Origin of the sequence: Agrococcus sp. ARC_14, from assembly GCF_022436485.1 — a bacterium.
Taxonomy (GTDB): domain Bacteria; phylum Actinomycetota; class Actinomycetes; order Actinomycetales; family Microbacteriaceae; genus Agrococcus.
The window spans coordinates 693,710-706,643 of sequence record NZ_JAKUDO010000001.1 but is presented as its reverse complement, the minus strand read 5'-3'; the positions used below and the strand labels follow the sequence as shown (position 1 = coordinate 706,643).

Here is a 12,934-nt window from a genome sequence, read left to right as displayed (position 1 = left end):
GGCTGCTCCTGGTGCGTAGGGCTCGGTGGTTCCTTCACAGGCCGCGGCAAGGCGACCCACAGCACACCGAACCGCGCCACGGTGAACGGAGCGTGAACCGGCGTGTCCGTCCTGCCCGCCGGAGGCGAACGACGCATCCGCCACCTCGGTAGGATTGAGAGACCGCCGAGCAGAGCCCCCATGAGGGGTCAACGTTGAGGGATCAACGCCGAGGAGAGCCGTGAGCGCACCCCGCACCACCCCCCGCGACACCGTCGAGGTCGCCGCCGCCACCCCCGAGCGCGAGCAGCCGTTCGCCGCCCTCGGGCTGAAGTCCGACGAGTACGAGCAGATCCGCGTGATCCTCGGCCGTCGGCCCACGAGCGCCGAGCTGGCGATGTACTCGGTGATGTGGAGCGAGCACTGCTCCTACAAGTCCTCCAAGACGCATCTGCGCCGCTTCGGCGAGAAGGTCACGCCCGAGATGCGGGAGCGCCTGATGGTCGGCATGGGGCAGAACGCGGGCGTCATCGACGTCGGCGAGGGCTGGGCCGTCACCTTCAAGATCGAGTCGCACAACCACCCCTCGTTCGTCGAGCCCTTCCAGGGCGCGGCCACGGGCGTCGGCGGCATCGTGCGCGACATCATCTCGATGGGTGCCCGGCCGGTCGCGGTGATGGATGCGCTGCGGTTCGGTGCGATCGACCACCCCGACACGGCGCGGGTCGTGCACGGCGTGGTGGGCGGCATCTCGTTCTACGGCAACTGCCTCGGCCTGCCGAACATCGGCGGCGAGACGGTGTTCGACGCCGTCTACCAGGGCAACCCGCTCGTGAACGCGCTCGCCGTCGGCGTGCTGCGGCACGAGGATCTGCACTTGGCGAACGCCACGGGCGTGGGCAACAAGGTGGTGCTGTTCGGCGCCCGCACCGGCGGCGACGGCATCGGTGGCGCATCGATCCTGGCCTCGGAGTCGTTCGACGACGAGGGCCCCGCGAAGCGCCCCGCAGTGCAGGTGGGCGACCCCTTCGCCGAGAAGGTGCTGATCGAGTGCTGCCTCGAGCTCTACGCCGCGGGCGTGGTCGAGGGCATCCAGGATCTCGGCGCCGCTGGCATCTCATGCGCGACGAGCGAGCTGGCCGCCAACGGCGACTCCGGCATGCGGGTCGAGCTCGACCACGTGCTGCTGCGCGACCCGACGCTCACGGCAGAGGAGATCCTCATGTCGGAGTCGCAGGAGCGCATGATGGGCATCGTCAGCCCCGAGAAGCTCGACGAGTTCCTCGCGATCACGGCGAAGTGGGATGTCGAGACGAGCGTGCTGGGCGAGGTCACGGGCGACGGCCGCCTCGTCATCACGCACACGGGCGCGACGATCGTCGACGTCGACCCGAAGACGGTCGCGATCGACTCCCCCGTCTACGACCGCCCCCTGGAGCGGCCGATGTGGCAGGACGCCCTGCAGGCCGACAGCGCCGCGACGCTGCCGCGGGTCACGGGCTCGGCCCTGGGCGACCAGCTGCGCGCGCTCACCGGCAGCCCGAACCTGGCCGACGCATCCTGGATCACCGACCAGTACGACGACTACGTGCTGGGCAACACGGCGCTCTCGACACCCGACGACGCGGGCATGGTGCGCATCGACGAGGAGTCCGGCCTCGGCTTCGCGGTCTCGGTGGACGCGAACGGCCGCTACTGCCAGCTCGACCCGCGCGAGGGAGCGAAGGCCGCGCTCGCCGAGTCGTACCGCAACGTGGCCGTCTCGGGTGCGACGCCGGTCGGCGTGAGCGACTGCCTGAACTTCGGCAACCCCGAGATCCCTGCCGTCATGTGGCAGTTCTCAGAGGCTGTCGACGGCATCGCCGACGGCTGCGTCGAGCTCGGCATCCCGGTCACGGGCGGCAACGTCTCGTTCTACAACCAGACGGGCGAGACGCAGATCCACCCGACCCCGGTCGTCGGCGTGCTCGGCATCATCGACGACGTCGACCGCCGGCTGCCCTCCGGCTGGCAGGACGACGGCCAGGCGCTGTTCCTGCTCGGCACCACGCGCGACGAGCTCGACGGCTCGGCATGGTCGGGCGTGATCCACGAGCACCTGGGCGGGCTGCCGCCGAAGGTCGACCTGGCGGCTGAGAAGCGGCTCGGTGGGCTCATGCACGGCGTCGCGTTCGAAGGCCTCGCCACCGCCGCGCACGACCTCTCCGAGGGCGGGCTCGCGATGGCCGTGGTCGAGAGCTCGCTGCGCTTCGGCATCGGTGCCCGCATCTGGCTCTCAGGACTCACCGAGCGCGACGGCATCGACGACACCGCCGCACTGTTCTCGGAGTCGGGCGCGCGAGCGATCGTCGCCGTCGCCCGCGAGGACGAGGTGAAGTTCACCGGCATGTGCGAGGCGCGCGGTGTGCCCGTGCTGCGCATCGGCGTCACCGACGCCACGAGCGGCACGGTCGAGATCCAGGATGTCGCGACGCTCTCGCTCGACGAGCTGCGCGCGGCCAACAGGGCCCCGATCCGCCGCTTCGCGTGACGGAACCCACGCCCGCCTATGCTGCAGGCATGGAGCTCACCCTGCCGAACGTCAGGCTCCGGGCCGTCCTGCTCGGCGTCTGGCCGCCGGCATGAGCGACATCACGCTCACCCTCGAGCGCACGATCGATGCTCCGACGGATGCGGTGTGGCGCGTCATCACGGATCTCGAGCAGTGGGAGACGGTGCTGTCGGGCGTCTCGCGCATCGAGCGGCTCGCGGGCTTCGGCTACGCCATCGGCACCCGCTGGCGCGAGACGCGCACGATGTTCGGCGGGGAGTCGACCGAGGAGATGGAGGTCGTCGGCATCGACGAGGGCCGCTCGACGATGATCGCGTCCGAGGCGAACGGCCTGGCCTACCGCACCGAGTTCACCCTCGAGCCGACCGGCGAGGGCGCGACGACGCTGCTGCGGATGCGCTTCGGCGGCAGCTACCTCTCGCCGTCGTGGGTGCAGCGGGTGCTGCGCACGCTGACCTCTCGGATCGGACTCGCGGTGATGCGCAAGGCGATGCAGCAGGACCTCCACGACATCGCGGCGGCCGCCCAAGCCGCCTGACCTCAGGAGTCGCTCAACCGGCGGCCTCGCCCGCTCACGCTCTCTAGGCTGGACGCATGCCCATGACGCCCGCGGAGCCCGGTTGGCACGACGACCCCGATGGCCGCCGGCGCTGGTGGTCCGGCACGCACTGGGGCGCCTACGCACCCTGGTCGGAGCCCGGTGAGATCGCGCGGCCAGCAGTCCGGCCGGAGCGACCCACGCTCGACCGCTCGCTCACCTTCGATCCGACGGCACCAGGGAGCGCGAGCCGCGCGCAGGGCTCCGGGCGACCGCAGCACGGCACCGGGCCGCTGCCGCGACCGGCGGCGGGCGCTGGGCCCGGAGCGCGGCAGAGCGCCGCCACCGAGCAGCAGCGAGGTCGGCCCGCCAAGCGGCTCGCGACCGCCGCAGTGCTGCTGATCGCGCTCGGGCTGCTGGGGGCGCACCGCTACTACCTCGGCAGGCTCGGCTCCGGGATCGTGCAGATGATGCTGTCGTTCGCCGCGACGGCCGCGGCGGTCGTGCTGACCGACGGCACCGCGCCGGCCTGGCTGCTCGCGGTCCCCGCTGCGGCCGCGATCTGGTGGGTGGCCGACCTGTTCCGCATCGCCGGCATGGTGCGCGAGCGCAACCGGCGCGGCTGAGCCGAGCTGGCGAGCTCAGGTGGAGTGCTGCCCGCCTACTCGGCGCCCGCGAGCCGCTCGTGGTGGTGGATGACCTCGGCGATCACGAAGGTGATGAACTTCTCGGCGAACTCGGGGTCGAGCTCGGCGTCCTCGGCCAGCCGCCGCAGCCGCGCGATCTGCCGCTGCTCGCGGCCCGGATCGCTCGGCGGCATCCCGTGCCCGGCCTTCAGCACGCCCACCGACTGCGTCAGCTTGAAGCGCTCGGCGAGCGTGTGGATGAGGATGGCGTCGACGTTGTCGATGGAGCGCCGGTAGCGCTGCAGCTGCTCCTCTGGCGTGCTCATGCCTCCACCCTATGCAGTGCCCGCGCCGCGCCGCGCCGCCAGTCGTGCCTCGAGCCCGAGCCGCACGGCCGGCCACTCCAGCGCCAGGATCGAGTAGACGACCGTGTCACGCAGCGTGCCCTTGTGCAGCAGGTGGCTGCGCAGCACGCCATCCTGCTTGGCACCCAGCCTCTCGATCGCATCGCGCGACTGCCGGTTGTGCAGGTGCGTGCGGAACTCGACCGCGACGCATCCCAGCTCGTCGAAGGCGCGCTCCAGCATCAGCAGCTTCATCGCAGCGTTCACGCCCGTGCCCTGCTGCGAGACGGCCATCCACGTCGAGCCGATCTCGAGCCGTGGCGTCGCAGCATCGATGTGCATGTAGGTCGTCATGCCGACGGCGCGGCCGCCGACCACGATCGCCCACGGCACCATCGAGCCCGACGCGAGCAGCCCCATCCGCCGATCGATCTCTGCCTCGACCACCGCCGGGTCGGGCTCCGGTACCGAGGTGTACCAGGCGCGCTGCCACAGGTCGCCCTCGGCCGCCGCCGCGACGAGGTCAGCCGCGTGCGCGCGCGCGAGCGGCTCGAGCGTGACGAGCGGATGCGTCAGCACGGGTTGGTCGAGGATGCCGGGTCGGTCGGTGCTCATGCGCCCATTGTGCTCGTGCCGACGCGGTGCGCTGCGGCACCCGCCACGACCGGAGCGCCTGCCCCGCTAGGATCGGGCAGGTATCAGACACCAACGAGGAGCCTGTTGTTGACCTCTCTGCACCCCCATCTCGCGCCCGTCTTCGACGACGTGCTGCACCGCAACCCCGGCGAGGCCGAGTTCCATCAGGCCGTGCACGAGGTGTTCGAGAGCCTCGGGCCGGTGGTCGCGAAGCGCCCTGACTACGTCGACGCGCAGATCCTCAGCCGCATCGTCGAGCCCGAGCGGCAGATCATCTTCCGGGTGCCGTGGCTCGATGACCGCGGCGTGGTGCAGATCAACCGCGGCTTCCGCGTGCAGTTCAACTCGGCGCTCGGCCCCTACAAGGGCGGCCTGCGCTTCCACCCCAGCGTCTACCTGGGCATCGTCAAGTTCCTGGGCTTCGAGCAGATCTTCAAGAACTCGCTCACGGGGCTGCCCATCGGCGGCGGCAAGGGTGGCAGCGACTTCGACCCGAAGGGCAAGTCCGACACCGAGATCATGCGCTTCTGCCAGTCGTTCATGACCGAGCTCTCGAGCCACATCGGCCAGTACACCGACGTGCCTGCCGGAGACATCGGCGTGGGCGGGCGCGAGCTCGGCTACATGTTCGGCCAGTACAAGCGGCTCACGAACGCCTACGAGTCGGGCGCGCTCACCGGCAAGGGCCTCACCTGGGGCGGCTCGCAGGTGCGCAAGGAGGCGACGGGCTACGGCACGATCTACTTCCTCGAGCAGGTGCTGCGCGCTCGTGGCGAGTCGTTCGACGGCAAGCGCGTCGTGGTCTCGGGCTCGGGCAACGTGGCGATCTATGCGATCGAGAAGGTGCAGCAGCTGGGCGGCACGGTGATCGCGGCGAGCGACTCCTCGGGCTACGTGGTGGATGAGGACGGCATCGATCTCGAGCTGCTGAAGGAGATCAAGGAGGTGCGGCGCGGCCGCATCGCCGAGTACGTCGAACGGCGTCCGCGGGCCTCCTTCTCGTCGAACGGCAGCAGCATCTGGTCGGTGCCGTGCGACATCGCCGTACCCTGCGCGACGCAGAACGAGCTCGACGAGGAGGACGCGATCGCGCTCGTGCAGCACGGATGCACCGTGGTCGGCGAGGGCGCGAACATGCCGGCGACGCAGGCGGCCGCGCGGGTGTTCGCGAGCGCGGGGGTCGCGTTCGTGCCGGGCAAGGCGGCGAACGCCGGTGGCGTCGCGACCAGCGCCCTCGAGATGCAGCAGAACGCCTCGCGCGACTCCTGGACGTTCGAGCACACGGATGCGCGCCTGCACGAGATCATGCAGGGCATCCACGACCGCTGCGCCGAGACGGCGGAGGAGTACGGCCGGCCCGGCGACTACGTGGCCGGTGCGAACATCGCCGGCTTCAACCGCGTCGCCGACGCGATGCTCGCGCTGGGCGTCATCTGAGGCGCCCGCCGATCTGAAGTGAACGGTGTTAACATCGCGGCGATCCGCACCGGCGCAGACGGCGCCCCGAGTGCCGACCGAGAGGATCGCCATGACCGAGATGACGCTCTACGCCTGGTTCCCGGGCACGACCCGCGCCGCACTGACGCGCTACCGGGAGGTGTTCGGCGGCCAGCTCGAGCTGCACACCCTCGCCGACTTCGGGCGCACCGACGGGCCTGGCGACGCGATCGCGCACGGCGTGCTCTCGGGACCCGTCACGCTCTACGCGAGCGACGCCGTCGGCGAGCAGGAGTCGATCGCCATGACCGGCTGCAGCCTCGCGCTGCTGGGCACGGCAGAGCCCGACACGCTCACGCGCTGGTTCGACGCGCTGGCCGAGGGCGGCACGGTGATCGATCCGCTGCAGGAACGCCCCTGGGGCGCCAGCGACGGCCGCCTGGTCGATGCCTTCGGCCTGCAGTGGCTGGTCGGCTTCGAGCACGCGGCGGGCTGAGCCCACGGGTGCAGACACACCCTTCCGCGACGATGTGAACAGCGTTAACATCGCCGCATGTCGATCATCGATGACACCACGCCCGCGCCCGAGATCGTCGACCGCGACACCTGGCTCGCCGCCCGCGAGCAGCTGCTCGACCGCGAGAAGGCCCACACTCACGAAGGCGACGCGATCGCCGCGGCCCGCCGCCGGCTGCCGATGGCCGAGGTGCCTGATGTCGGGCTGGTCGGCGAGCACGGCGCCACTGCCCTGCTCAAGCTCTTCGACGGTCGCCAGCAGCTGATCGTCTACAAGCACATGTGGCACGACGGCCAGCCCTTCGAGGGCCAGTGCGAGGGCTGCACCGCCAGCATCTGGGACTTCCAGGACGCCTCCTACCTCCACGCCCGCGGCATCTCGTTCGCCGTGCTCAGCCGCGGGGCCTGGGAGGAGCTCGCGCCCTTCCGCGCCTTCATGGGGTACACGCATCCGTGGTTCTCGAACCGCGAAGCGGACGACCCGCTGCTGGGACCGGAGACCGAGGGCGCGTACGTGTCGCTGCTGCGCCGCGGCGACCGCATCTTCGCGACCAACTGGATCACCGGCCGCGGCGTCGAGGCGATGATGAGCTCGATGGCGCTCGCCGACATGACCGCCTACGGGCGGCAGGAGGCCTGGGAGGATGCGCCCGAGGGCTGGCCGCAGGACGCCACCGGCGCCGCCTGGATCACGGATGGCCGCCCGACGCCGCAGTGGAGCCGTCCGGGAGCGACGCCCGTGGAGGCATCCGCTCACCACCACCACTGAGGGCGGTGGCGGCCGCGGCAGAGAGCGCCTCAGCCGACGAGGTCGTGCACCTGCACGATCGCCTCGCGGTCGGCCCCGACGCCGATCGCCGAGATGCGCGAGCCCGAGCGCTCCTCGAGGAAGCGCACGTAGGCCTGCGCGTTCGCCGGCAGATCCGAGAACGTGCGAGCGCCCGTGATGTCTTCGCTCCAGCCCGGCAGCGTCTCGTAGATCGGCTTCGCGTGGTGGAAGTCGGACTGTGAGATGGGCATCTCGTCGAAGCGCTCGCCGTCGACGTCGTAGGCGACGCAGACCGGGATCTGCTCGATGCCGGTGAGCACGTCGAGCTTCGTCAGCACGATGTCGGTGAGCCCGTTGATGCGCGAGGCGTAGCGCGTGATCACGGTGTCGTTCCAGCCGCAGCGGCGCGGGCGTCCGGTGGTGGTGCCGAACTCGAAGCCGTTCTTGCGCAGCAGCTCGCCCCACTCGTCGAAGAGCTCTGTGGGGAAGGGGCCAGCGCCGACACGCGTCGTGTAGGCCTTCACGATGCCGATCACGCGGTCGAGCCGGTTCGGTGCGATGCCCGAGCCCAGCGCGGCGCCCGCAGAGGTCGCGGTCGAGGAGGTCACGAAGGGGTAGGTGCCGTGGTCGATGTCGAGCATCGTCGCCTGGCCCGCCTCGAACACGACGGTCTTGCCGGCATCCAGCGCCTGCGACAGCTCGAGCCCGGTGTCGCCGACCATGGGGCGGATGCGCTCGACGTAGGACGTCAGGTCGTCGAAGATCTCGTCGCACGTGACCGCGCGACGGTTGTACACCTTTGTGAGGATGTGGTTCTTGATGTCGAGCGCGCCCTCGATCTTCTGGCGGAGGATCGACTCGTCGAACAGATCCTGCACGCGGATGCCGACGCGGTTGATCTTGTCGGCATAGGTCGGGCCGATGCCGCGGCCGGTGGTACCGATCGAGCGCTTGCCGAGGAACCGCTCTGAGACCTTGTCGAGCGTGCGGTGGTAATCGGTGATGATGTGCGCGTTCGCCGAGATGCGCAGCTTCGACACGTCGACGCCACGGGCCGAGAGCGCCTCGAGCTCGTCGAAGAGCACCTCGAGGTCGATGACGACGCCGTTGCCGATCACGGGCGTGACGCCCGGGGTCAGGATGCCGGAGGGCAGCAGGTGCAGCGCATACTTCTCATCGCCGACCACGACGGTGTGGCCTGCGTTGTTGCCGCCGTTGAACTTCACGACGTAGTCGGTGCGGCTGCCGAGCAGATCGGTGGCCTTGCCCTTGCCCTCGTCGCCCCACTGGGCGCCGACGATGACGATTCCTGGCATGGAGCTTCCCTTCGACGGGTTCGCGTACACCCAAGCCTATCGAGCGCAGGCTGCGCACCTGGACGATGACGGATGCGCCGCAGGGGCAGGGCGCGTACCCTGGCGGGGTGAGTCATTCGGTGATGCCCCTCGGGCGTGAGGAGGTCGGCGGCGGGAACCCCGTCGTCGGCAGGTGAGCGCTGCTCCCCCTCCTTCCCCATCACTGATTCGCCGGCTTGCCTCTGCATGCCGGCTTGTAGAGAGGCATCACCCCATGCTCCCCATCACCGAGCAGCAGATCCGTGGCGCGTTCGTGAACGCCAGCCGCAAGGAGACATCCCTCATCACCGTGCCCGATGGGCTGGATGCGACCGACTGGGAGTCGCTCGACTTCCTCGGCTGGCGCGATCAGCGGCTGCCGCGCCGTGCCTACGCGGTCATCCCCACGCTCGACGGCGACCCGGTCGGCATCCTGTTCCAGCAGGCTGAGGCCGCACCCCGCTCGCGTGCGCAGTGCACCTGGTGCCAGGATGTGCGGCTGCCGAACGACGTCGTCTTCATGAGCGCGAAGCTCGCCGGGCCCGCGGGCCGCAAGGGCGACACCGTCGGCACGCTCGTGTGCGAGCGCTTCCAGTGCTCGCAGAACGTGCGCAAGCTGCCGCCGCTCGCCTACGAGGGCTACGACCTCGAGGCCGCCAGGGTCCGCCGCATCGACGAGCTGCAGCTGCGTGCCGCGAGCTTCGTCGACGCAGTCACGCGCGCCTGAGGGCGTCGCGGCCGGCACGGCACCCGTCGAGCAGGCGGCGGATGCGTCGTGTCGGCGCGTCGCCGGCCGGCTGCCTCAGCGCTGCACCGGGTCTCCACCGTAGTTTCCGAAGCGTTCAGGCAGGTCCGGTGTGTTCAGGCCGGTGCGGTGCGCTTCGGCAGGCGGGTGCGGTGCGCTCAGATCGTGGCGGGGACGAGGCGCTGCCGCTGTGTGCCGAGTCCCTCGATGCCGATCTCCATCACATCATCTGCGACCAGGTACGGGAACCGGCCGGACAGGGCGACGCCCTGCGGCGTGCCCGTGTTGATGAGGTCACCGGGCTCGAGCACGAGGTACTGCGACAGATGCCGCACGATCTCGGCGACGGGGAAGATCATGTCTGCTGTCGACGAATCCTGCCGGCCCTCGCCGTTGACCTTCGACCACATGCGCAGCGAATGCACCTCGACCTCGTCGGCCGTCACCAGCTCGGGGCCGAGCGGGTTGAACGTCTCGGCGCACTTGCCCTTCGACCACTGGCCGCCCGAGTGTTTGGTCTGGTAGTCGCGCTCGGAGAGGTCATTCGAGACGACGAAGCCGGCGACGCACGCGAGCGCCTCCTCATCCGAGGCCAGGTAGCGAGCGCGCGTGCCGATCACGACGCCGAGCTCGACCTCCCAGTCGACCGTCTGCGCGTTCGGCGGGATGGCGACGTCGTCCTGCGGGCCGACCACGGTGTTCGGGTGCTTGAAGAACAGGATCGGCACCTCTGGCGGGGCGTCGCCCGACTCGGCGGCGTGCGCGGCGTAGTTCTGGCCGATGCAGAGCACGGCGGTCGGGCGCGCGATGGGCGCGCCGATGCGCAGCCCGGCAGCGCCGTCGAGCTCGGGCAGCTCGCCTGCCGCGAGCGCCACCTTGACGCGCTCGACGCCGTCAGCTGACGCCATCGTCGAGGAGTCGTTCGGTCCGCTGAGCGTGCTCGTACGCTATGGCTCGCTTGCGGAGCTGCCGGCAATGCACGAGCGGCTGTTCCCCGGCAACCTCACCTCGACGCTGCATGCGGTCGAGAGCGATGCCGAGGGTGTCGCTGCGCTCGTGCGCACCCTGGCTGCCACGAGCGGCCGAGTGCTTTACGGCCGATGGCCGAGTGGCGTGACCGTGACGGTCTCGATGCAGCACGGAGGCCCCTACCCCGCGACGACGAACGACGACACGAGTGTCGGCACCGCGGCGATCGGCAGGTTCTTGCGCGGCGTCGCCTACCAGAGCCTGCCCGAGGCGCTGCTACCGCCGCCGCTGCAGGACGCGAACCCCTGGGATGTGCCGCAGCGGCGGAGCGGCGCGGGCCTGTCGCAGGGCTGGGGAACGCTGAGCGGTCAGTACTGATCGACGCATGACGTGTCGTTTGCAGCTCGTGCCTTGGCGATTACGCGACGGGCATGCGATCGGGCTTGACCGCGCTCGCTCCGATGACGCCGAAGAGGCACAGTGCCACCGGTAGCAGCAAGGCTGAGTTGAGGTCTGTCGCATCGGCAATCCACCCGATGACAGCTGGGCCCGCGAGCAGTCCGATGTAGCCGGCGCCCACCACGCGCGCGATCATCACGGCCCTGCGCCGCACCGGCATGTTGCCCGCGGCCGTGAATATCTGTGGCACGACCCCGGCGAGGCCGATCGCGAAGACGGCCCAGCCGACCAATGCCCCTGCGAGTCCCGGAAGCGTCATGACGAGCAGGAGCCCGGCTGCCGCGATCAGTGAGCCCCAACGCACTACGGCGACCGGCCCGAAGCGTGCGGCGACGCGGTCGACCAGCAGCCGGCCGATAGTCATGGTCACCGCGAATGTGCCGTATGCGGCGGCGCCCGAGGCATCCGTCGCTTCACGATGTTCGACCGCGTGCAGAACGCTCCAGTCATTGGCGATACCTTCTGCGAGCATCAGCACGAACGCGAGCACCGCGAGGAGGACGACCCTGCCGGTCTGGGACCCGCGCGCTGCCTGATCGAGCTCGATCTCCTCCTCGGCGACGTGGGAACGGTCGGTGAGCATCGTGAACGAGAGCAGTGCGACGCCGATACCGATCATCGCCGCCAGCACGAAGTCGATGAGCGAGCCCATGCCGACGGCCAAAAACGCACCGCCGAAGGCCGCGCCAAGCGCAGTGCCTACCGAGAAGAACGCATGGAACGACGACATGATGGGCCGCCCGTGTTCGCGTTCGACCTCGACGGCTTCGGCATTCATCGAGACTTCGCAGATGCCATTGCCGACACCGAAGGCGAACAGCGCCACGCCGAGCGTCCAGCCGTCTATGGCCATAGCGGGAGCAAGCAGAGAGAGGGCCATCACCAGCAGGCCGAGCAGCAGCGGTCGCCTGGCGCCGAGCCGCGCGACGAGTGCTCCGGCCAATTGCATCGCGACGAACGAGCCCAGTCCGAGCCCCAAGAGCGTGAGCCCGAGCTCACTGTGGCTGATGCCGGTGCTGATCTGGACCGCGGGAATGTGCACGAGCCAAACGGCAAGAAGGAAGCCGACGACGGCGAACGCCAGGCTGACCGCGATGCGATCACGACGTGTTGAATGGCGCACGAGCATCGGTCCTGTCTGATCAGCGGGCGTCTGCGAAGGCTATGTGCGAAGGGACGGGTGTGCCAGCCAGGGCGGAGAAGTTCCGTTTGGGTCGGCAAAACACGAGCTCGCCGCGTCAGCGACCGAGCCTGCGCGCGATCTCGGCGGCAGCGGCACGCGCATGCGGCGCCAGCTCGCTGATCGTGCGGCCGGCGTACTCGAGCTCGATCGTCGAGATCGAGAGTGCATACGAGACCCGTCCGAACGTATCGGCGATGCCGACCGCGACGCAGACGGTGCCGCCCTCGTTCTCACCGAGGTCGAGCGCATAGCCCGTCCGACTGATCTCGTCGAGCTCCGCGAGCAGGGAATCCAGATCGGTGATCGTGTGTACGGTGCGGGACGGAAGTCCTGTGCTGTGTGCATACTCGATGACACGCTCACGCGGCCAGGTTGCAAGGATCGCTTTGCCCATCCCCGACGAGTGCATCGCCATCGACGATCCGACCCGTGAGCGCATGCGGTACGGCTTCGACGCATCTTGGCGTACGAGGTATACGACCTCTTCGCCAGACTCGGCCCCGACGTGAATTGTGCAGTCAACCTCACGGGCGAGGTCGACTGCGACCGGATGCGCGACGGTCGCGACGTCGAGACTGTTGAGTGTGCGGCCGGCGAGCCCGAGCATGGCGGGTCCGGCAGCGAAGCGGTCGGAGGGGTCGCGCACCAGGAAGTCGAGGTCGACGAGCTGGTGGAGGATGCGGTGCACAGTTGCCTTCGGAAGGCCGGTTTGGGCTACAACATCGGCGAAGCGCGCGCCGACGACGGCGGCCGAGAGCACGTCGAGCATCTTCTCGCCCACGCTGGTCGCGGTCTGGGTGCTCGGTGTCCTCGTCAAGCTCTCTCCCATCCGCGCGATGTTGCCCACT

Annotated in this window: 14 protein-coding genes; 8 read left to right on the top strand and 6 right to left on the bottom strand. The window is 69.7% G+C overall.

What is annotated here, in order from left to right; all coding sequences use genetic code 11:
- Positions 1-220 precede the first annotated feature (220 nt).
- From purL to MKD51_RS03565, 3 genes are all read left to right on the top strand, one after another.
- Positions 221-2,509 (top strand): phosphoribosylformylglycinamidine synthase subunit PurL, encoded by a 2,289-nt coding sequence (gene purL / locus MKD51_RS03575; RefSeq protein WP_240238247.1) that lies wholly within the window; start codon positions 221-223, stop codon positions 2,507-2,509.
- Between the two features lie 91 nt (positions 2,510-2,600).
- The gene (locus MKD51_RS03570) at positions 2,601-3,068 is read left to right on the top strand and encodes an SRPBCC family protein (protein WP_240238245.1); all 468 of its coding nucleotides are present in this window, start codon (positions 2,601-2,603) and stop codon (positions 3,066-3,068) included.
- Positions 3,069-3,124: 56 nt separating this feature from the next.
- Positions 3,125-3,694, top strand: coding sequence for an NINE protein (locus tag MKD51_RS03565; protein ID WP_240238243.1), 570 nt, complete (start codon positions 3,125-3,127; stop codon positions 3,692-3,694).
- Between the two features lie 35 nt (positions 3,695-3,729).
- On the opposite strand, the gene MKD51_RS03560 is transcribed toward MKD51_RS03565, so the two are convergent.
- Entirely contained in the window at positions 3,730-4,020 is a 291-nt protein-coding gene (locus tag MKD51_RS03560) for a chorismate mutase (protein WP_240238240.1), read from the bottom strand.
- A 9-nt stretch (positions 4,021-4,029) separates the two neighbouring features.
- Complete coding sequence (locus MKD51_RS03555; protein ID WP_240238238.1) at positions 4,030-4,653, bottom strand: GNAT family protein; 624 nt, start codon at positions 4,651-4,653, stop codon at positions 4,030-4,032.
- 108 nt (positions 4,654-4,761) lie between these two features.
- On the opposite strand from MKD51_RS03555, the gene gdhA reads away from it, so the two are divergent.
- From gdhA to MKD51_RS03540, 3 genes are all read left to right on the top strand, one after another.
- Positions 4,762-6,111 carry an NADP-specific glutamate dehydrogenase gene (gdhA, locus tag MKD51_RS03550; protein ID WP_240238236.1) on the top strand — a complete coding sequence of 450 codons (1,350 nt, stop codon included), beginning with the start codon at positions 4,762-4,764 and terminating at the stop codon, positions 6,109-6,111.
- Positions 6,112-6,202: 91 nt separating this feature from the next.
- Positions 6,203-6,607, top strand: a complete 405-nt coding sequence (locus MKD51_RS03545; RefSeq protein ID WP_240238234.1) for a VOC family protein — start codon at positions 6,203-6,205, stop codon at positions 6,605-6,607.
- 57 nt (positions 6,608-6,664) lie between these two features.
- Complete coding sequence (locus tag MKD51_RS03540) at positions 6,665-7,396, top strand: DUF899 family protein (protein ID WP_240238232.1); 732 nt, start codon at positions 6,665-6,667, stop codon at positions 7,394-7,396.
- Positions 7,397-7,425: 29 nt separating this feature from the next.
- Here the strand turns inward: MKD51_RS03540 and MKD51_RS03535 are convergent, their stop codons facing one another.
- Entirely contained in the window at positions 7,426-8,712 is a 1,287-nt protein-coding gene (locus MKD51_RS03535; protein ID WP_240238230.1) for an adenylosuccinate synthase, read from the bottom strand.
- 253 nt (positions 8,713-8,965) lie between these two features.
- Here MKD51_RS03535 and MKD51_RS03530 point away from each other — a divergent pair, with 253 nt between their 5' ends.
- A complete protein-coding gene (locus MKD51_RS03530) occupies positions 8,966-9,457 on the top strand; it encodes an FBP domain-containing protein (protein WP_240238228.1) in 492 nt (163 codons plus the stop codon).
- A 176-nt stretch (positions 9,458-9,633) separates the two neighbouring features.
- On the opposite strand, the gene MKD51_RS03525 is transcribed toward MKD51_RS03530, so the two are convergent.
- Positions 9,634-10,383 carry a fumarylacetoacetate hydrolase family protein gene (locus MKD51_RS03525; protein WP_240238226.1) on the bottom strand — a complete coding sequence of 250 codons (750 nt, stop codon included), beginning with the start codon at positions 10,381-10,383 and terminating at the stop codon, positions 9,634-9,636.
- A gap of 67 nt (positions 10,384-10,450) precedes the next feature.
- Here MKD51_RS03525 and MKD51_RS03520 point away from each other — a divergent pair, with 67 nt between their 5' ends.
- Positions 10,451-10,822 (top strand): hypothetical protein, encoded by a 372-nt coding sequence (locus MKD51_RS03520; RefSeq protein ID WP_240238224.1) that lies wholly within the window; start codon positions 10,451-10,453, stop codon positions 10,820-10,822.
- 40 nt (positions 10,823-10,862) lie between these two features.
- Here the strand turns inward: MKD51_RS03520 and MKD51_RS03515 are convergent, their stop codons facing one another.
- A complete protein-coding gene (locus tag MKD51_RS03515) occupies positions 10,863-12,032 on the bottom strand; it encodes an MFS transporter (protein ID WP_240238222.1) in 1,170 nt (389 codons plus the stop codon).
- 109 nt (positions 12,033-12,141) lie between these two features.
- Positions 12,142-12,933: an IclR family transcriptional regulator gene (locus MKD51_RS03510; RefSeq protein ID WP_240238220.1), complete on the bottom strand. Its 792-nt coding sequence runs from the start codon at positions 12,931-12,933 to the stop codon at positions 12,142-12,144.
- Position 12,934 lies beyond the last annotated feature (1 nt).

Coding starts and splice junctions, on each gene's coding strand:
- MKD51_RS03515 (WP_240238222.1), bottom strand. CDS start 12,032: ATGCTCGTGCGCCATTCAACACGTCGTGATCGCATCGCGGTCAGCCTG.
- MKD51_RS03565 (WP_240238243.1), top strand. CDS start 3,125: ATGCCCATGACGCCCGCGGAGCCCGGTTGGCACGACGACCCCGATGGC.
- MKD51_RS03560 (WP_240238240.1), bottom strand. CDS start 4,020: ATGAGCACGCCAGAGGAGCAGCTGCAGCGCTACCGGCGCTCCATCGAC.
- MKD51_RS03520 (WP_240238224.1), top strand. CDS start 10,451: ATGCACGAGCGGCTGTTCCCCGGCAACCTCACCTCGACGCTGCATGCG.
- MKD51_RS03525 (WP_240238226.1), bottom strand. CDS start 10,383: ATGGCGTCAGCTGACGGCGTCGAGCGCGTCAAGGTGGCGCTCGCGGCA.
- MKD51_RS03530 (WP_240238228.1), top strand. CDS start 8,966: ATGCTCCCCATCACCGAGCAGCAGATCCGTGGCGCGTTCGTGAACGCC.
- MKD51_RS03570 (WP_240238245.1), top strand. CDS start 2,601: ATGAGCGACATCACGCTCACCCTCGAGCGCACGATCGATGCTCCGACG.
- MKD51_RS03540 (WP_240238232.1), top strand. CDS start 6,665: ATGTCGATCATCGATGACACCACGCCCGCGCCCGAGATCGTCGACCGC.
- MKD51_RS03555 (WP_240238238.1), bottom strand. CDS start 4,653: ATGAGCACCGACCGACCCGGCATCCTCGACCAACCCGTGCTGACGCAT.
- MKD51_RS03535 (WP_240238230.1), bottom strand. CDS start 8,712: ATGCCAGGAATCGTCATCGTCGGCGCCCAGTGGGGCGACGAGGGCAAG.
- MKD51_RS03545 (WP_240238234.1), top strand. CDS start 6,203: ATGACCGAGATGACGCTCTACGCCTGGTTCCCGGGCACGACCCGCGCC.